Source organism: Mesorhizobium humile (assembly GCF_033977215.1).
GTDB lineage: Bacteria > Pseudomonadota > Alphaproteobacteria > Rhizobiales > Rhizobiaceae > Mesorhizobium > Mesorhizobium humile.
This window is the reverse complement of the sequence record NZ_JAVIIV010000018.1, coordinates 1-19079: the sequence shown is the minus strand read 5'-3', so window position 1 is coordinate 19079 and position 19079 is coordinate 1. Positions and strand designations below refer to the sequence as shown.

15 protein-coding genes, 1 tRNA gene and 1 pseudogene are annotated in these 19079 nt (G+C 62.4%); 8 read left to right on the top strand and 9 right to left on the bottom strand.

What is annotated here, in order from left to right; translation table 11 throughout:
- Positions 1-34 precede the first annotated feature (34 nt).
- Positions 35-250: a DUF2842 domain-containing protein gene (locus RFM52_RS23755; RefSeq protein ID WP_320298053.1), complete on the top strand. Its 216-nt coding sequence runs from the start codon at positions 35-37 to the stop codon at positions 248-250.
- Between the two features lie 7 nt (positions 251-257).
- On the opposite strand, the gene RFM52_RS23750 is transcribed toward RFM52_RS23755, so the two are convergent.
- Positions 258-1316 carry a polysaccharide deacetylase family protein gene (locus RFM52_RS23750; RefSeq protein ID WP_320298082.1) on the bottom strand — a complete coding sequence of 353 codons (1059 nt, stop codon included), beginning with the start codon at positions 1314-1316 and terminating at the stop codon, positions 258-260.
- A 91-nt stretch (positions 1317-1407) separates the two neighbouring features.
- Here RFM52_RS23750 and RFM52_RS23745 point away from each other — a divergent pair, with 91 nt between their 5' ends.
- The gene (locus RFM52_RS23745) at positions 1408-2637 is read left to right on the top strand and encodes a GNAT family N-acetyltransferase (protein WP_320298054.1); all 1230 of its coding nucleotides are present in this window, start codon (positions 1408-1410) and stop codon (positions 2635-2637) included.
- Positions 2638-2698: 61 nt separating this feature from the next.
- On the opposite strand, the gene RFM52_RS23740 is transcribed toward RFM52_RS23745, so the two are convergent.
- A complete protein-coding gene (locus tag RFM52_RS23740) occupies positions 2699-4939 on the bottom strand; it encodes a GumC family protein (protein ID WP_320298055.1) in 2241 nt (746 codons plus the stop codon).
- Positions 4940-5201: 262 nt separating this feature from the next.
- Between RFM52_RS23740 and RFM52_RS23735 the strand changes: the two genes are divergently transcribed.
- The 4 genes from RFM52_RS23735 to RFM52_RS23720 all read left to right on the top strand — a co-directional run bounded on the left by RFM52_RS23735 (position 5202) and on the right by RFM52_RS23720 (position 9836).
- Complete coding sequence (locus RFM52_RS23735; RefSeq protein ID WP_320298056.1) at positions 5202-5765, top strand: polysaccharide biosynthesis/export family protein; 564 nt, start codon at positions 5202-5204, stop codon at positions 5763-5765.
- A gap of 10 nt (positions 5766-5775) precedes the next feature.
- Complete coding sequence (locus RFM52_RS23730) at positions 5776-6906, top strand: glycosyltransferase (RefSeq protein WP_320298057.1); 1131 nt, start codon at positions 5776-5778, stop codon at positions 6904-6906.
- A gap of 99 nt (positions 6907-7005) precedes the next feature.
- A complete protein-coding gene (locus RFM52_RS23725; RefSeq protein WP_320298058.1) occupies positions 7006-8541 on the top strand; it encodes an undecaprenyl-phosphate glucose phosphotransferase in 1536 nt (511 codons plus the stop codon).
- Entirely contained in the window at positions 8538-9836 is a 1299-nt protein-coding gene (locus RFM52_RS23720) for an O-antigen ligase family protein (RefSeq protein ID WP_320298059.1), read from the top strand. Before RFM52_RS23725 ends, RFM52_RS23720 begins: the two co-directional genes overlap by 4 nt.
- Here the strand turns inward: RFM52_RS23720 and RFM52_RS23715 are convergent.
- From RFM52_RS23715 to RFM52_RS23690, 6 genes are all read right to left on the bottom strand, one after another.
- Positions 9828-11594, bottom strand: coding sequence for a tetratricopeptide repeat protein (locus tag RFM52_RS23715; RefSeq protein ID WP_320298060.1), 1767 nt, complete (start codon positions 11592-11594; stop codon positions 9828-9830). The two genes, RFM52_RS23720 and RFM52_RS23715, sit on opposite strands and share 9 nt — an antisense overlap.
- A gap of 249 nt (positions 11595-11843) precedes the next feature.
- The gene (locus tag RFM52_RS23710) at positions 11844-12689 is read right to left on the bottom strand and encodes a hypothetical protein (protein WP_320298061.1); all 846 of its coding nucleotides are present in this window, start codon (positions 12687-12689) and stop codon (positions 11844-11846) included.
- Positions 12690-12750: 61 nt separating this feature from the next.
- Positions 12751-12933 carry a hypothetical protein gene (locus tag RFM52_RS23705; RefSeq protein ID WP_320298062.1) on the bottom strand — a complete coding sequence of 61 codons (183 nt, stop codon included), beginning with the start codon at positions 12931-12933 and terminating at the stop codon, positions 12751-12753.
- 22 nt (positions 12934-12955) lie between these two features.
- A complete protein-coding gene (locus RFM52_RS23700; protein ID WP_320298063.1) occupies positions 12956-14344 on the bottom strand; it encodes a gluzincin family metallopeptidase in 1389 nt (462 codons plus the stop codon).
- A 68-nt stretch (positions 14345-14412) separates the two neighbouring features.
- Complete coding sequence (locus RFM52_RS23695; RefSeq protein ID WP_320298064.1) at positions 14413-15735, bottom strand: TfuA-like protein; 1323 nt, start codon at positions 15733-15735, stop codon at positions 14413-14415.
- Positions 15732-16946 (bottom strand): YcaO-like family protein, encoded by a 1215-nt coding sequence (locus RFM52_RS23690; protein WP_320298065.1) that lies wholly within the window; start codon positions 16944-16946, stop codon positions 15732-15734. Before RFM52_RS23690 ends, RFM52_RS23695 begins: the two co-directional genes overlap by 4 nt.
- 148 nt (positions 16947-17094) lie before the next feature.
- Between RFM52_RS23690 and RFM52_RS23685 the strand changes: the two genes are divergently transcribed.
- Positions 17095-17171: transfer RNA gene (locus tag RFM52_RS23685), tRNA-Pro, on the top strand.
- 64 nt (positions 17172-17235) lie between these two features.
- On the opposite strand, the pseudogene RFM52_RS23680 reads toward RFM52_RS23685, so the two are convergent.
- Positions 17236-17433: pseudogene (locus RFM52_RS23680) on the bottom strand (sugar-binding domain-containing protein); the annotation flags it as partial.
- A gap of 156 nt (positions 17434-17589) precedes the next feature.
- Here RFM52_RS23680 and RFM52_RS23675 point away from each other — a divergent pair.
- Positions 17590-18831: an FAD-dependent oxidoreductase gene (locus RFM52_RS23675; protein WP_320298066.1), complete on the top strand. Its 1242-nt coding sequence runs from the start codon at positions 17590-17592 to the stop codon at positions 18829-18831.
- Positions 18832-19079 lie beyond the last annotated feature (248 nt).

Here is a 19079-nt window from a genome sequence, read left to right as displayed (position 1 = left end):
CGGCCTAAGCGAAGCGGGTCAACGGAACCGCGACATGCCCATTCGCCTGAAAAAGCTGATCGGAACCATATTGCTGGTGGCGCTGGTCATCATCTACGCGCTGATCGCGTCGGCCGTCGCGGTCACCAGGCTCGCCGAATACGGCCCTGTCGCGCATCTGTTGTTCTTCCTGTTCAGCGGCCTGTTGTGGGTGCTGCCTGCCATGGGCATCATCAAATGGCTGATACTGGAGCCCGGCCCGAAGGGCTGACGCAGCCTTAGATGGTCACCACCATCTTGCCCGCATTGGCGAGCGGCGTCGTGATGCCGGACAGCATCGTGCGGATATGCGCCACGCTCTGATAGCGGCCATTGACGGAGATGCGCGGCAGCGCGTGCAGGAAGCCGGCATGCTCGGCGCGCAGCACACCATGCCGCGTGGTCACCGCCGAGGCATAGCCTGCGCCGCGGGCGAAGCCCACCTCGCGGCAGCCGACGGCGCTCGCATAGCCATACGGGTAAGCCAGATGACGCGGCTCCTCGCCGAGCCTTTCCTTAAGGATGCGGCGGACGTCGCCGATCTCATGGCGCGCATCGGCTTCGGACAGTCGCTTCAAGTTCCGATGGTTGATGGTGTGCGCGCCGATGGTCACCAGCGGGTGCGCTGCCATGCTGCGAAGTTCATCCCAATTCATCAAGGCGCATGGGCGGCCCGAGCCGAATTCGAGCCCGTTCGAACGGGCTAGCTCGCGCAGCGCGGCGCCCTGCTTTTCCTCGGAGACTTCCAGGGTCAGCCAGGCGTTCAGCCGGGCAATGGCTTGGATCTTCCTGCCTGGCGTCGAGCAATCGATCAGCGTCGGCTTGCCCCCCCTGGTCAGCGTCAGGCGCGAACTGGTGTCGACAATGTCCTCGATCACGTCCCACCAGAGATCGACGGCGCCGTCGATCAAGCCGGGGGCGACATAGATGGTGATCGGCGCGGCGTGCTTTTGCAGCACCGGAAGCGCCTCGGTCATGTTGTCGCGATAGGCGTCGTCGGCGGTGATCGTTGCGAACTGGCCGCCCTTGCCGCCCGTCTTGATGCGTTCGATCGCTTCATCAAGGGAAACAAAGGTATAACCCCGCCCCTTCATGTCAACGATCAGCCTGTCGAGGAAGGCCGGAGCGATGTTCAGGTGCCGATTGACGCTGTTCGGCTTTTCCGGCGTCGCGGTGACACGGTGCAGCATCAGGATAGCGCCGATGCCGCCGACAAACGGCCGCGCCAGGGGCGCGAGACCGGAGTAGCGGGCAAGGTTCAACGCCAGTTTCCGGATTGCCTCGCCCCCGTCGATCATTCCTTCACCTTTTGCGCCTAGGCTCATGCAAGCACGAATTGCGCCTATGCGAACCCCCAAGCCGGAACCAATACGTCTTAAGGATTGAGGTATGGTTGACGCCACCGCGTCATTTGACGGCAACCGGGTCGCGACCAATGAGATTTCCGCGCGCCCCATGCGAGCCGATCAGGGTCGGTGGACTGCGACCGCAAGGGACGGCGCCGGGCTTGCCGACTATGTTCAATTCTGCACCTCGGCGCTGTTCGCGCCGGCGCAAAGCGCATCCTGGGTGGGCAACTGGGCGACCGCAACCGGCGCCGACATGGTTTTTGCGACGCTGGCCTGCGATGGCCGCCCGGCGCTATCCCTGGCCCTGGAGATCGTAAGACGCGGCCCGTTCAAGGTTGCCCGTTTCGCCGGCGGGCGCCACGCCAACGGCAATTTCGCCGCCGCCGATCCACGTTTCCTGCCTGTCATCGACGGCCAGGCGATCCGCTCGGCGTTCAAGGCGATCGTGCAAACGCGGCCGGACATCGACCTGATCTCGCTGGAAAGGCTGCTGCCCGACCTCGATGGCGTTGCCAACCCGCTCGCCGCGCTGCCCGGCTTTCCAAGTCCGAACCTCGCGCTCGCGGTCGACCTCGACGGCGGGTTCGACGCGCTCTTGTCGCGCGCGAGCGGTAAGCGCAAGCGCAAGAAGCACCGCTCGCAGACACGCAAGTTCGAGGCTGTCGGCCCCTTCCGCCGGATCGAGGCAGGCACCAGCGAGGAGGTCGACAGGCTGCTCGACGCCTTCCTCGATATGAAGGAAGTACGCTTCGCCAAGATGGGCATCGCCGATGTCTTCGGCGACAGGCAAGTGCGCGACTTCTTCCGGGCGCTGTTTACCGATGCGCTGAGCGAGGAAAATCCCTCCTTCCTGCTGCACGGCCTGGACGTGGCGGGAAAACTGCGTGCGGTCACTGGCTCCAGCCGCTCTGGCAAGCGGCTGATCTGCGAGTTCGGCGCCATCGCCGAGGACGACCTCGCCTTCGCCAGCCCCGGCGATTTCCTGTTCTTCGACAACATCCAGGAAGCCTCCGAGCTCGGCTTCGAGGTGTATGACTTCTCGGTCGGCGACGAGCCTTACAAACGGCTCTGGTGCGATATCGAGATCCAGCATTTCGAGGTGCTTGCGCCGTTGACGCTGAAAGGCCGCGCATTGGCGACGACGATGCGGCAAGGCGCGCGCGCCAAGGCCTTCATCAAGAACAACCCGACGGTCTGGAAGCTGACCAAGATGCTGCGCCGCAAGGCGGCCGGTCAGGCCGCGCCCGTCCCAGCCGAAGACGACAACTGATCACCACGCTTTAATCGGACGCACGGTTGCTTCGACACCCCGTCGCGTTTTCGCGCGGCGTTCAAGCCGCCGAGCGGCGTCCCGGCACCGGGGTTCCCGGCGGTTCGTGGCCGACCGGCGTGACCAGCGTCAGGTTCGGGTAGCCGTTCTCGATCAGCTTGACCGCGGCCTGCGTCACCTGGTCGTCGGCCTCCAGCATCGACAGGAAGACTTCGGTGCCGTCGCCGACCAGGCGGCCAATGCCTTGCGCGTCGGCCGGGCCGCACTCGACCACGACGAGATCATAGGCCGTGGTGAGCGACTGCATGATGATCGGCAGCCGGTCGGCGGCGCGCATGGCGCGGACAGGGTCGGCGGTGCCGACCGGAATGACATGCGCATCCGAATAGAGATCGGGATGGATGACGTCGCTGAACTGCGCTTCGGACGCAAGCAGATTGGTTATGCCGGGGAACAGGCTCGTGTCCAGCATCGGCAGCGACGCCGCGCCCGATGCGGTGAGATCGAGCAGCAGCACACGCAGACCGGCGTCGGATACTTCGCGCGCCACGAGCACGGCGGACGCGGCCGCCTCGTCGCCTTCCGGCGACACGAAGATCGCGCGCGCGGCGCCGGAAGCGATCAGCTTCTCCGCGGCCTTGTCGACATCGATCTCGCCGAGCCTGGATTGCCTTGGTTCCGGGGTCAATTCGCTGGGCCCAGCCTGCTTGACAGCCGCAGCGCGAGCCTCCGCCAGATCGCGCTCGGCCGGCCTCGGGAGTTCCGAATCCGCAATCGAATGCCCCGCCGCAGCTTCCTCGTAAGGCGCAAAGGCCCGACCTCCGTCGTGAGCCTCAACGACCGTCGGTTCCACTCTGGCCACGGGCATCGCCACCTGCTCGATATCGGCGAAGCGGGCACCGGCGGCCGGACGCATGGCGCGGCCCGAGAACAGCTCGCCAAGCAGCGTGCCGATCGCCATCAGCAGCAGCGAAGCGGCGGCGGCGGCACCGGTGATCGGCCCGATCTTCGGGAAATAGGGCTGGGACGGCACCTGGGCGCTGGCAATCAGGCTCGCCGCGACAGGCGAGTATTTGCGATCCTTGCGCGAGGCCACCGCATTGTAGCTTGTCATATAGGATTCAAGCTGTTGGCGCTGAACATTCGCGTCGCGCTGCAAGGCGTCCAGCTGCACCTGCTGCTCGCCGGCGCGGGCCGACGCGGCTTTCAGCGTGTTGACGTCCGCGACCAGCTGATCCTCGCGGGCCTTGGCCGTCTGGGCCTGGGCGGCCAGGCCACGGATGATCTTTTGCGCCTCGTTGCCAATCTGGCCGTCGAGATCGGCCAGTTGCGACTTCAGCGCCCGGATGCGCGGGTGGTTGTCCAGCAGGGTCGTGGAAAGGTCGGCGATATTAGCCCTGAGTTCCACCTGGCGCTCACGCAGGCGCTGGATCAGATCGGAAGACAGGACTTCCGGCACGCTGTCCAGCGAACCGCCATTCTGCAGCGCCCGGCGCACGCTTTCGGCGCTCGCTTCGGCGGCGGCGCGGCTGGCGCGCACGCGCGACAACTCGCTCGACAGCTCGGCGAGCTGCTGGGTCGGAAGCACCGCATTGTTGCCACCCATCAAAAGGTCGGACTGGGCGCGGAACGCCGCGACCTTGGCCTCGGCGTCCTTGACGCGATTCTGCAGGTCCGCGATTTCCGGCGCCAGGAAGTCGGTAGCGGCGGCATTCGATTCGAGCTTGGCGTCGCCCTTCGAGGCGATATAGGCGTTGGCGATGCCGTTCGCGATGTCGGCGGCAAGCTTGGGATCCTTCGAGGCGAACTCGATGGCGATCGCGCGCGTCTTCTCAACGGCGTAGACGTTGAGCTTGTCGTGCATGGCATTCAGCACGCGCTCTTCCGGCGGAATATCGAAGGGATCGCTTTTCAAGCCGACAAGAACGAGCATGCGCCCGAGCGTCGACATCTTCAGCGTTTCGTCGAACTCCGGCAGCTTGTCCAGGTTGAGCTTGGTCGCCACCTGCTTGAGGATGTCGGGCGAGGAAATGATCTGGACCTGGGTCGCGACGCCCTGCTCGTCGAGAATCGGCTTTTCGTCATCGTTGGTGCCTGGCGGCCGGGTGTATTCCGATTCGCGCGAGCCGATCTCCAGCTTGGCTGTCGCCTTGTAATAGGGCGTCGCGAGCCAGGCGAAGGCAAAGGCCAGCCCGGTGACCAGAAGCGTCACGAAGACAATGCGCACCCAGTTCCTCGCCAGACTGGCAAAGAGCTGTCTCAGATCGACATCGACGTCTGCGGCCGCGGACTGAACGGACATGCATCCTGCTCCGAACTTTGAGTCGAGGACGGACCGTAAACAACTATGGTAACTCACCCGTTAAGATCAGAATGGATGCTTATTAGAGAGCACTCAAAGAAGATTGGGCGAAAGCAATAGAACAATTGGGCTTTTTGCCGATCTCCGCTCTCCCGCAGCACACTCCTTTACCGCCCATTAACCCTAACAGGATGATAACGGTCGCACTTTCCTGGGGTTGGCCGCGGCTTGCGGCAAGAGCGATGAAGGTTCCTGGCCGGTCATGAAAAGCAATGCTTCCCTCTTTCGCGCTTTGCTTGCCCTGTCGCTGCTCACCGGCTGCTCGAGCTACCGCCCGACACCCGCCGCCTTCCATGAAGTGCTCGACCAGCCTTATCGGCTCGGCGCCGGCGACCGCGTCCGTGTCACGGTGTTCGAGCAAGACGGTTTGACCAACACCTACAGCGTCGACCAGTCCGGCTATCTCTCCTTCCCGCTGGTCGGCTCTGTGCCGGCGCGCGGCCACACCGCGCAGCAGTTGGAAAAGGAGATCGCCGACAAGCTGCGCCAAGGCTATCTGCGCGATCCCGACGTCTCGGTCGAGATCGACCGCTACCGGCCGATCTTCGTCATGGGCGAAGTGGGCGCTGCCGGCCAGTATTCCTATGTGCCGGGACTCACGGTGCAAAAGGCGGTCGCCATCGCCGGCGGCTTCACGCCGCGCGCCAATCAGGGGAGCGTCGACATCACCCGCGACATCAACGGCAAGGTGATGACCGGACGGGTGCTGACATCCGATCCGCTCCTGCCCGGCGACACCATATACGTTCGCGAACGCCTGTTCTGAAAAACCCGTCGTGGCGGTGAACCTCAGGATCGTCCACTGCTTTCGCTCACCTGTCGGAGGAATCTTCCGGCACGTGCGCGACCTGGCCGAGGCGCAGGTCGCCGCCGGCCACGCGGTGGGAATCGTCTGCGACTCGACCACCGGCGGCGACTATGAGGAACGCTTGTTCGAGGCGATGAAGGACAGCCTCGCGCTTGGCATCCATCGCACGCCGATGCAACGGCATGTCGGTCCGGGCGACCTCGCCTCGGCCTGGCGCACCTATCGAATCATCCAGGAATTGCGGCCGGACGTGCTGCACGGACATGGCGCCAAGGGTGGCGCCTATGCCCGGCTGTTCGGCTCATTGTTGCGGGTATCAAGGTTTCGCGTTGCCCGCCTCTATTCGCCGCATGGCGGCTCCCTCCACTATGACGAGACGACGGCGACAGGAAAACTGTTCTTCGGCCTGGAGCGCTTCATGGCGCGCTTCACCGACTGCCTGCTGTTCGTTTCCGACTACGAGCGCAACACCTATCGCCGCAAGGTCGGCGAGCCGCCCATACCCAACCGGCTGGTCTATAACGGCCTGCGCGCCGCCGAATTCGAACCGGTGGCGACCGCGGCGAATGCCGCAGATTTCCTGTACATCGGCATGATGCGCGACCTGAAAGGTCCCGATATCTTCATCGATTCGCTGGCTTTGGCCGGCAGCGAGTCGGGCCGTCCGCTGAGCGCCGTGATGGTCGGCGACGGCGACGACCTGCCGCGCTACCATGCGCAGGTCGAGCGGCTCGGCCTCAAAAACCACGTCCGATTCCTGCCGCCCATGCCGGCAAGAGACGCTTTCGCGCTGGCCGAGTCGATCGTCGTGCCGTCTCGCGCGGAGGCGATGCCCTACATCGTGCTCGAGGCTCTCGCTGCCGGCATGCCGATGATCGCGACGGCGGTCGGCGGCATTCCGGAAATCTTCGGCGAAAACTCCCCTGCCCTGATCCGCCCCGACCCCTCGCAACTCGCGGCCAAGATGCAGACGGCGCTCGGCGATTTCGACGCCTATCGCGGACAGATGCCGCAGACGGACGAGCTCAAAGCCCGCTTCGGAGCCGATGTGATGGCGGCCGAAATCGAGAAGGCCTATTTCTCCGCGCTGAACAGATAGGCTTGCGGCCGCCCGAACGGCTCCAAAACCACCGGTTGTTTCAAGGCTTTCTTAGCTCTCTTTTGCTATGCAGTTGCGCGAAGCTCGCGGACAGTTCCCATGAATGAAATCGACCCCGCGCACCGCTTTTCCATAGATGCGGTGCGCAACCACGACGCTCCCGCCGGAAGCGAAAAGCCTGGCGGCATCAATGATGTGGCGCGCCAGGTCGCCTCGCAATACCGGCGCGATACCATGTCGCCGATCATGGTCAGCGGCGTGCTGCGCATGGTCGAGTTCGCCATGCTGTTCCTGTCGGGTCTCGGCGTCTATTTCTACTATGTCGGTTTCTTCAACTATCTGGCCTGGCAATATCCGCTGGCGATCGCGGCGACGTCGTTCCTGGCCGTGGTGCTGCTCGACGTGACCGACTGCTATCAGATCGCGGCGCTGATGCGCCCGCTCGCCAATTTCGGCCGCGTGCTGCTGGTCTGGGCCGGCAGCTTCGCGCTGATGGCGCTCACCGCCTTCGCCATCAAGGCGTCGGAAGACTATTCGCGCCTGCTGTTCGGCACCTGGTTCGCGGTCGGCTTCGTGTTGATCTTCGGCCTGAGACTCGTGATGTCCAGCCTGATCCGGCGCTGGGCGCGTGACGGCCGGATGGAGCGCCGCGCCTTGATCGTCGGCGGCGGCAAGGCGGCCGAACAGCTGATACGCTCGGTCGAGAAGCAGCCCTACAACGACATCCGCATCTGCGGCATCTTCGACGACCGCAACGACAAGCGCTCGCCGCCGATCGTCGCCGGCTATCCCAAGCTCGGCACGATCTCGGAGCTCATCGAATTCGCCCGCATCGCTCGCATCGACATGCTGATCGTGTCGCTGCCGCTGACCGCCGAATCGCGCGTCTTGCAGCTTCTGAAGAAACTCTGGGTGCTGCCGGTCGACATCCGGCTTTCGGCGCATTCCAACGCGCTACAGTTCCGGCCGCGCGCCTACTCCTATATCGGCTCGGTGCCGATGCTCGACATCTTCGACAAGCCGATCAACGACTGGGATTCGGTCGCCAAGCGCGCCTTCGACATCGTCTTCTCGCTCGTCGGCATCATCCTCTTTTCGCCGGTGATGCTCGCCACCGCGATCGCCATCAAGCTCGACAGCAAGGGCCCGGTGCTGTTCAAGCAGAAGCGGCACGGCTTCAACAACGAGATCATCGAGGTCTACAAGTTCCGCTCGATGTATGCCGACCGGTCGGATCCGACCGCCAAGCAGACGGTGACCAAGAACGATCCGCGCGTCACCCGTGTCGGCCGCTTCATCCGCAAGACCTCGATCGACGAGCTGCCGCAGTTCTTCAATTCGTTGCTCGGCTCGCTGTCGCTGGTCGGGCCGCGCCCGCATGCCATCGCCGCGCAGTCGCACAATCTGCTCTACAACGAGGTGGTCGACGGCTACTTCGCCCGCCACAAGGTCAAGCCCGGCGTCACCGGCTGGGCGCAGATCAACGGCTGGCGCGGCGAGATGGACACCAACGAAAAGATCCGCATGCGCACCGAATACGACCTCTATTACATCGAGAACTGGTCGATGCTGTTCGACCTGCGCATCCTGTTCCTCACGCCGATCCGCCTGCTCAACACGGAAAATGCCTATTGAGCGCCATCGCCCATGAGTTGCCGGCGTCAGCGGTCAACGCCAAGCTGATTTCTCTGATCGCGTCGGCCGCGATCGGCATCGGCATCCTGCTCTCCGGCTTCGTCATCAGTGAACCCGCGCCTTACGAAATCTACATGGCCGGGCTGATCGCGGTCTGGGCGCTCTTCGGTCTTCGAATCTCGCGCGCGATCGTTCCGCTGCTGGTGCTGCTGGTGGCGATGAACATCGGCGGCATGATTGCCATGACGCAGATGGCGGATCTCGCCAACACGCCGCTCTATCTCGCCGTCTCGCTGTTTCTCGCCTTCAGCGCGGTGTTCTTTGCCTCGGTGACCTCGGTTCAACCGAGCCTCTACCGGCTGATCTTCATCGCCTATGTCGTATCGGCGGTGGCGACGTCGCTGCTTGGCATCGCCGGTTATTTCCATGCCTTTCCCGGCGCGGAAATGTTCACCAAATACGACCGAGCCGCCGGCGCCTTCCAGGACCCGAACGTGTTCGGGCCGTTCCTGGTGCTGCCCGGCACTTACCTGCTCTACCTGCTCTTGACCGGCCCGGTGTCGCGCATGCCGCTGCTCGCCTTGCCGCTGCTCATCATCACCGCCGGCATCTTCTTCTCCTTCTCGCGCGGCGCCTGGGGCATGTTCGCGGTGTCGGCGGTGCTGCTCACCGCGTGCCTCTTCCTGCAGAGCGCCAGCGGCAAGTTCCGGTTGCGGGTCGTGGTGATGACGATCGCGGCCGTGGCGCTGCTGATCATCGCCTTCCTGGTCATCCTGCAACTGCCCGGCGTGTCGGATATGTTCACCCAGCGCGCGCAGCTCGAGCAGAGCTACGACTCGGCACGGCTCGGTCGCTTCGCCCGCTACGCGATCGGCTTCCAGCTGGCGATGGAACACCCGTTCGGCATCGGTCCGCTGGTTTTCGGCACGATCTACGGCGAGGACACGCACGACATCTGGCTGAAGGCGCTGATGGATTACGGCTGGCTTGGCTTCGTCTCGTTCCTGACGCTGACGCTCTGGACGATCGGCGCCGGCTTCCGCATCCTGTTGCGCGACCGGCCATGGCAGCCCTATCTGCTTTGCGCCTATGTCGCCTATCTCGGCAATATCGGGCTAGGCACCTTCATCGACATCGACCACTGGCGCCATCTCTACCTGCTGCTCGGGCTGGTCTGGGGCGCCATCGCTCTGGAGTATCGGCACCAACGGGAATTGAGGCTGGCGCGAGTTCCCGTTCCGGCAGCGGCCGCGGCGTCTATCGCGCGGCACGCTCCTGTCGCCGCGCTATTTTAACCCTGCTTTGCGCAGGCCATCGACAAGCAGCTCAGTGTCCTCGGGATATTTGTGCGGAGGAACTTTCCGCCATTGCTCGGTGGTGAAATTCGGGTGCACCTCCAGCAGCGCACGGGCATGCCTTTCCGCTTCCTGGGTGTTCCCGAGATAGGCATGGCTCGCCGCCATAAGCCGATGGCTCTCGGAGCCATCCCGCATCTTTTGCAGCGTCTCTATCGTTTTTTCATATTCGCCCAGCTGAAAATAGGCGTCGCCCAGATACCAAAGATAAGCGTCGGGGTAGTAAGGGTTCAGCCGCATCGCCCGCTCCAGCAGCTTCACGGACCGCTCCGCCTGCCGAACATAGACAAGGCAGTCGCCCATCTCGGCCAGCAGGTCGGCGTCGTTGGGATTGAGCTGCAGAGCACGTTCGTAGGCGGCGATCGCTGGATCGTGCTCTTTCTTGTAGAGGTGGGCCAGGCCCATCTCCGAGTAACCGCGTGCATCGAGGTCATCGTGCAGCACGGCCAGACTCGCGAGCTTCAACGCCTCGTTCAGCGCAGCTTCCGGATCATTGGTCCACGCATAGCGCCATTCGACGTTGAACGTCCGTGACAGCGCTGCATAGCTGCGGGCATAGCGAGGATCGAGCGACCTCGCCTGCTCATAAAGCCGCCTGGCATGCCAATTGCTCTCCGGTCGGAAGCGGAAGCTGAGATCCTGCCCGCGCAGGATCATGCCGTAGGCATGAATGTTGGGATGATTTTGCGACATCAGCCGCCGTCTCTCAGCCATGTCGATATGCACGGCCAGCCGCGAAGCGGTCGTCGCGGTAACGTCGTCCTGGAAGGCGAAGATATCCTCAATGCTACCGTCGTAGCGTTCCGACCAGATTGTATGCTCGGTTTGCGCCTCAACCAGGTCCATCGCAACCCGGAGACGAGTGCCCGCACGGCGCAGGCTTCCCGTCAGGAGATAGCGAACACCCAGTTGATTGGCGATCTCGCGCAGCGATCGTGTCTGCGTGACGACGGCCAATGTCGAGTGCCGAGCAATCACCATCAAGTTACGGAACCGGCACAGGTTGGAAATGAGGTCCGCGACGACACCCTGGCACAAATGAAGGTCCGCTGGGTCACCCGAAACGTTCTCAAGCGGCAAGACCGCCAGTGAACTCTCCGGCACGAAACGCTCAGTCGCAGGGACAAAGTGTGGCGCCGACTCCCTTGGCTCCGCATGTGCCAATTCGAAGTCGACCGCGAAGACCTCGACCTCTTCAGCAATGTTCTTCAGCTTTTGCTTGCCCAGCGACCGGAACGAACACTCCGCCTCACCGCGAACGAATTGGCGAACGGATTCGGCGATGCATATGCCGCGCGGCTCCGCCAGCGACTGGATTCGAGCGGCCAAATTGATGCTGTGGCCATAGATCTCACCATCGCTTGCGATCGTGTCTCCAACGGTAATGCCGATCCGGTAGGCGATGGGATCCTCGCCGCCTGACCACACGGTCTCGTTGGACAGTTCCCGCTGCATCTCGACCGCGAAATGCAATGCCAGGGTCGGGCTAGGGAACAAAGCCACCACGCCGTCGCCGGCAGTATCGACAACTGAACCGCCATAATCGCCAACCAGGCCGCGGATGAAGCTGAGCGATTGGGTCAGGCGGACAACCGTCCCTGCCTCATCCTGATCCATAAGGCGGCTGTAGCCGTGCACGTCCGCATAGACGATCGCCGACAGCTTTCGATTAAGCAGCTCGAATCGGCTTGTGACCATTGCTCTTCCCGCCGGCGTTCCCAGCAACCACCGGGCACTGCAGCATAGCACGCTGAAATCGCTAACAGCAGCCGAGAAAGAAGGACGTGCTCAAAGGAATATTGCTGAGATTTAAAGGAATTAGCTGCTTCTAATGCAACGCACGCGCGATCCGGGTGCGGAAGAGCTCCGCCTGGTTGATCGCTAGCCGCGGCCAACCCTTGGCACCGTGAAGAAGCCCCGCTCCGTCAGGCATTCATTGCATGCAGGTCAATCGCTGTTGCCACCGCCGCGGGCGCTCATGCCGCGCGCGCTCATTCCCCTTGCGCTCATGCCACGCGCGCTCATTCCCCTTGCACTCATCCCGCGTGCGCTCATGCCGGCACTGTCCATGCCGCCCGGTCCGCCGCCGCCGAGTGTCGCCGCAAGCAGCACATCCTCGAACATGCCTGTCTCGACATCCATGCGCACTGTGTAGTCGGCCTTGTCGTAGGACCAGACGCGCAAGCCATCGGCGAAATCGAAGTCGGCTGCCGCGAGGCCCGTCAGTCCGGTCGGACTGGGTGAACGGGCGGGACTGAACGTGCCGAGATCTTCCGCGACGAGTTCTCCATCACCGTGCACAAGGAATATTATGGGCCTTGGCAGGTCGTAGTAGCTGCCCTCAAAACTGAAGCCATATATCCTTGCAAACCTGCCGTTTTGCAGTTGGTCCTCAAGGAGCCTGTTCTTCCCGCTTCGGTTTGCGGCGCCCGGGCGGCGCCCGATGAATTCGAACCCGCCCTCAAGCTTCATGAAATAGCCGACGAAGCTATTCCCGCCGGTCACCTGGATTATTGCACCGGCCGGCGTGTCATCCTTGGTCCACCGACCGTCAGCGCCGCCTACCGTGTACACGCCGATCTGATCCAGGACCTTCTGTTTCCAGACAACAATCTTGCTCTTATCCGCCAGACGCACACCATTCACGACCTTGTTGCCAGTCAATGCCGGTATGTTCTTGGCGGTCGCCACCTGCGCCACGATAGGATTCAGAAGTGGGTTCACAACCTGCAGATCGATTACAAAATGGCCGAATAGATTAATACCCGACACGCTAAGAAGGCTCTCTACCATAGCCGCAACCCTCCGGTTCCTGGATCATATATCTAGTGTCAAACAGTATGATTTCTTGGCATCATGCGGCCTTTTGGCTTCTATTTTGTTTCTCAGTCCCTTCCACCTCATGCGTCACAACATAAGTGCGATCGCTTTCACGCCATAATACGCTTACGATCCTGCCTCGCTTTTTGGATATGCTGTCTACATGAGCCTGCAACAATTCAATGTCGTCCATGATTTCCGTCACGACGTAAGGCATTGAGCATTCCTCCTCATCTGACTCAAAGAACGCCGGCCCTGCTTCTTGCCAGTCTGTCTCGCGTTCCCGTCTGTCTCGCAACACGCAGATGCCGTGCACAACAAGCGCCATGACGTGCCGGCACGAACACCCTCGGCAAACCGAAGTGGCTTTTGGGCCCAAACGGCTTGATCTTGGGGCCGGCGCTTACAAAACCGATCGCGCGACGGTTGAGGTTGACGTCGATGATCGTGCGCCAGCGTCCGCCTGTCATCAGCCTGTCAACGGCGCGCAACGTGTATCCGACTTCCGCGTAGCTGAGATCGTCCGGCGAAAGCCGCCGCCAGGTTTCGGCGAGAAGCATGCCGAGCTCGTCGCGCGAAGCGACCAGTGCTTCGCGAAACGCCAAAGGCGACGCCGCATAGGCTTCGTCGAACATCGGCTGGATGGCGCGAAAATAGTCGGGACTGTCCTCCAGCCGGTCGGACAGATCTTCCTGGCTTTGGGTGATCAGACCCCTCGCGACCAGCTCTTCGTGGAAAAGGTCGACAAAAATGTCGAACATCGCGCCAGTGAGCGGCTGGGCGAGAGCATGCTCGTCGCTCCAGCCCTGGACGAAATCCAGCATCGACAGCGGGTTGGCCGCGAGCCTGATCTGGCTGTTGGAGGATAACTCGGCGATGCGGTTGACGAGATTGTGCGTGTAGAGATTGCCGTGACTGGTTTCCAACAGCTCATCTATGACTGAATCGAAATGCAGGGCGGTGATGAGCGCAGCGAGGTCGGCCGAGGATTCGTGAAAGCCGTAATATTCCGCGCTGGCCGTCCCGAGGTCGGGCACGCCGATGATGGAATAGATGACGCAGTGGCCGACCTCGTGGGCGACAACGTCGAAGTTGAGGGTGAACGGCTCCACCTGGCCATCCGGCGTCTCGTGGATGCCGACCTCCAGAAAGCCGTAACCCATGAAGGCGTTTTCGTGCAGATTGCGCTGTATCACCAGTTCCAGGCGGTCGAGGTCGCGCCGGAAATGCCATCTGATGGGATGGCCGAAATATTTCTCCCACACGTCCAGCGTGAAACGCACCGAGCCGAACAGATGCGCCGCCTCGAATGTCGGATCGTCCGGGCCGATGTGATCGAAATGCCCGTCGAGATCGGGAAACGCCGGGGGAAAGACGTCGCCACGCCAAGGTGGCATCAGATAGAGCGGGTCGCCGCGGACATTTTCCGCAAGACCGTAGGCAAACGCCTTGCCAATAGGGTCGACGACATACATGCGCCCGTCGCCCGGGCCAGGGCCGACCGACCCCGCCGGCGAAGACACGAGCACGATTTCGGGCCGACGAAAAGCTTCCAGGAACGGCGCCTGGGCGAATAGCCGGAAGCGCGTCCCGTTCTTGAATACAGAGCCTTCCTCTCCAGATGTCACGCTTGTCCCCTCGCATGGACAAAGGCATGCACGTCAAACTGGCTGCGATATCGTCGGCGAATGCGGTTTCAAGTTAGCCCGTTTTCATCGGTCAGGCCAGAGTCATCGGACGAGCCGCGGCCGACCATGAAAGCATACTCATGCGCCAGCAGGTCGTAGAATTCCTCGATGCCAGGCAATCCGATGGAGATGGCATAGTCGTCAATGTCTCGAGGCACGGCGCGGCCGAGTCGTTTCTCGAAAAACCAGGCTGCGAGCAGGGCACGCGGCACCGGCGCGGACAGCGACGGTGCCCGCTGCCTGGCCAGAGCCTTGTCTCGATAGTCGGGGTAGAGACCCAGTTCGCGCAGTCGGTCTAGGATGGCTCGGTGCAGTTCGGCATCGCGATCTCGCGCGAGCGTCTCGACGGCCGCATCATCCTCGATCATGCGATCAAGACCGGGAAGATCCATTCCATTGTCGCGCGCCCAGTCGACGACGTCCGTCTGCCGCATAAGCCCGCGCCGCGAGCGAAAATCGCCCATCGCACGCTTGACCGCCTGGCGATCCGGTGCCGCCTGCTCGCCGCGGGCCAGCAGACGAAGCAGCGCCTCGCGGCGCAATTGCGCATAGTCGCCACGCAACCGAAGCTCATCGAGAATGGCAGCCTCTTCAGCCGTTCCGCCCGGCTGCGCGGTTTCGTTGCGCCAGGACGCATTGTGCCAATTCTCCGTCCATTCGAAATGGAAGTCGGGAGGCCCCTGCGCAGCCCCACTGCGGATAAATGCGTCCATCTCCTTCAGCAGCTCCAGCCCGTCTTGGCGCTTCCTGTCGACCTTGCCCGTTCGCAGCCAGGTCGCCAATTCCTGCTCCGTACGGTGATCGCCGATGTCCGCCAGCACGTCAGGCCAGGTTCTTTCCCGGTAGAAGCGTGCCTTTGACGAAGCCGCAAGGCGCGCCCCTGTCGGTCTGTCGATGATACCTTCTGCAACCGCCTGCTCGAGCGTCGCGCGGATATTGACCATCGGCTCGCTCAGATGGATGTAGCCGGTCTCCGGCGGACCATGAATGAGCGCGACCTCGTCGTCGTCGGTGAGCTCGCCGTCGCGATAGGCTTCGAAAATACGCCCGACGCCGCGCATGCCGAACGAGTGCAATTCCGCGGCGCGGAGCGCGCCCATGCTGGACGCGCCGAATATGGCGATCCCTTGCGTCAAGGCCCAAAGTATCTCCTTGTGCAAGACAGCCGGCTGACCGTCGAAATAACCGTCGATGACGCCGATTGCCCTGGGGCGGTCGCGCGTGGCGGCATAAAGATCTCCCTGTCGCACGGGAGGGCGGAATTCGAATCCGTCGTAAGACGCGATGTCATGCGCGCGCAGGCTTGGGCCGCAAAAGACGATCGGATTCACGGTCCGCCATCCGACATTCGGCGGGCTCGTTTGCCCGGCATATAGGCGTCATGGTCGTCGGGGCCTTCGAGGCCAGGTATCACAACGCGAACCACAGGCAGGCCGATATCCTCCTTGGACAGATCGACGGCGATGATCTCGCTTACGCCTGCCGCCTGCAGCCTTTCGACCAGCCAGGCCACATTGCGGGCAATCCCGTGTGCAGCCCTCTCCCCGGCAGAGCCAAGTCGCCTCGTGCTGGATCGTTCGGCCAGCAATCTCTCTGCCTGCCGGCGGCGTTTGTCCCGGTAGGCTTCGCTATATTCCTCGGCGGTCAGATCGTCTCGTGCCGCCGATACGTAGGTCGTTCGCACCTGAGCGGCCTCGATAAGCGCCTTCAGCAAGGCGGTCTCCGGCAGCGGGTGTGCTGCCGCGCCTATGCCATAGTGGCTGTTGCGGTCCCGGCGATCCGCGATCAGGCAGAAAAAGGCCGGCACGCCGATGTCGGAGGTCGTTTCCCACGCCGCGACGTCGAAGTCCGCGCCTTCCAGTTTCTTCAACACTTCGCGACACGGGCCGTCCGGCGCACTGCCGAGGTCGACGCCGGTGCGCCGGCGGCTGGCGGACGGTATCCGGTTCCACAAGGCAGTCGCGTCGCGTTCGATGATTTCGCAAACCCCGTGGTGGATCGCTTCATCGGCTGTATTTCCCGAGGCGAGCCCATTGCTGCTGCAATCGAAGAAGCCGCTTCCAGGAGGCGGTGGCACAGTGAAGTTGGCCCGCACCGACTCGTATGGCAGCCAGCGCTTCCCGCCGGAGATCATCTCCTGGCCTTCAATCCACAGCGTCACAATGTCCTTCGTGAATGCCCTGCCGGTGATGCGAGCCAGCCTCCCAATCTCGGCGAACCGATGCGATTGGGAGAGCTCAGCCATGCTGCCGAGTTTCAGCGGGCGCTCGATGTGCTCCGCATGGTAAAGTTCCGCCGCTTCCATGAGGCCCGAAGCCGTGGCCGATTCCAGGTCGATGCCCTTGCCTTGTGAAACAGCCAGCGATCGGGCGTTGGGGCGGCACACCATCACCACCGGTATGCCTATGCGATCAAGCCCGGTCACATTGGCGACCCTGGTAATCCCCATCTGCGCCCAGTGCGGGCGAAACCGAGCAATCACGCTCTGAGCGCCGTCTGCGCGATCAGGAATTCCCGGTACGGCGCCATTCGCCAACGACACTGAGGTTTTCTCCGAGAGATCAGGAAAGCTTACCGATTTCCACCGACGCCCAACAGATCAGGTCTGGCTGGTCAGCCTACAATTTCGAGGATTTTGCCCGACTGGCCCTTGCACTCCACCCTTTGAGAATATAGGGCTTTGCGCGGTCCGGAGTGTAGCGCAGCCCGGTAGCGCACTTGACTGGGGGTCAAGGGGTCGTCGGTTCGAATCCGGCCACTCCGACCATTAAATCCTTGAAATCCCCCGCGAAGGCATCACGAACCGTGCGCGGCGAATTTATGCCCGCTGGCTAGGCCTCATGCGCGGCCAGCATGCGCCGCGCACTTTCCTCGTCGGTGATCAGGATGGTCGGCGCGATCAGGTTCATGGCGCCGAGCAACGCCTCGGTCTTCTCGGCGCCGCCGGAGGTGAGGATGCGGATCGGCGCCTTGCGCAGGCGGTCAACATCGACCGACATCACATGGCTGTTGACGGGATGGTCGACCAACGGCGCCGGCAATGAAGCGGCTCCGTGCCAATCAGCAACAGCCACCGCACCAAGTCCCGGGATTTGACTTAAGACCGATGTAAGCTCATTATATTAGAAAATACAAATATTCATCGACTGCGAGCCACGTCACACGGGAAAACCAGCGGGACTCTATTGTCAAACGGCGGTGCTGACTACGATCTGATCGTCGTTGGTGGCGGGCTTGCAGGTTCGTCGCTGGCCATCGCCCTTGCTGGCCGCGGCATCCGAACCCTCATTCTCGAGCAGCAAGAGGAGTTCAGGGACCGCATTCGCGGCGAAGTCCTCATGCCATGGGGCAGCCTCGAGGCGAAGGGCTTGGGTATTTACGATCTGCTTCTTAAGGACTGCGCCATCGAGACAGCCTACTTTTCGACATTTACCAATGGCTCGCCACCTGCGATTCGGGATCTGCGCGCGACGACCCCGGCTGCCACCTGCTGCATGACGTTTCCCCATTCGGAAATGCAAGCGGTTCTCTTGAAGCAAGCCGAGGCGCTCGGAGCCGAGGTCAGGCGCGGACATTTGGCGTCTGGTGTGACTTCTGGAGAGGTGCCACGGGTCCACATAGGCGACGACATCAGAGGACTCTCTGCCCGCCTGGTCGTTCTAGCGGACGGCCGAGATTCACGGCTGCGCTCGCTTCTCGGCTTCGAGGTGCGGCACGACGAGTGCCAGCTGTTCACGGCGGGCATGATCATGGAGGGTGACATCAACTATTCGGAGTTCCTCGCCGACGAGGCGCGGACACCGGCAAACACGGTCAATCTCTTCTATGACCCCAAGGGCGGGCGCATGGTGATCGCGATGCGCATCGCGCCCAAGCGCAATCGCGTCTATCTCGTCTACCACAAAGATGTCCTGCCGAAGCGCCTGTCAGGTCGCCATTCTGTTGAGGAGATGATACGGCAACTTCAGGAGGTGGGGGCACCCAGCCATTGGTTCGACGGAGCAAGGCAGGCAGGTCCATTCGCCAGTTTCGACGGTTCGCATCGATGGGTCGGCAGCCCTTATCGAGATGGCGTCGTCCTCATCGGTGATGCGGCGGCTGCTACCGACCCCGCCTGGGGCAGGGGCCTGTCGCGGACGCTTCGGGACGTTCGGCTGCTGAGAGACCGATTGCTGGAGAGTTCCGATTGGCGATTGGCCGCGGAGGCATACGCGAGCGACCACGATGATTTTTACGGCAGGATGCGACGATTGGAGGAGATGCAAACCACGCTACTGTTCGAACGCGGAGATGCGGCTGACCGGCGGCGCGACCACGCCTTCGCGCTCTTTGCCCGCGATTCCTCACGCATTCCGGATGCATTGGGCTTAGGCCCCGAAGCTCCGTCAGACGATCATGCCCGCGCCCGCTACTTCGGGGAGATATGAGATTGGGCCGCATGTCAGCCACTTGAGTGCGACGGCGTTCATCCGCGGCGTGTCGACAGGGGAGAGGTAACGACCCGGCACTATGCCTTCGTCGAACCCAAGTGACTGGCGAGTTTGCGGAACCTATGCCTGATCCCCGGTGGGTCTAAAGCGCCGAAAATGCCCCAAGCGGGAATCCTTAAAGCAGGTCGCGTGAAAAAGGATTCACGCGACCTGCTTTAAGTGTTTGATTTTAAGCATGTCTTTGT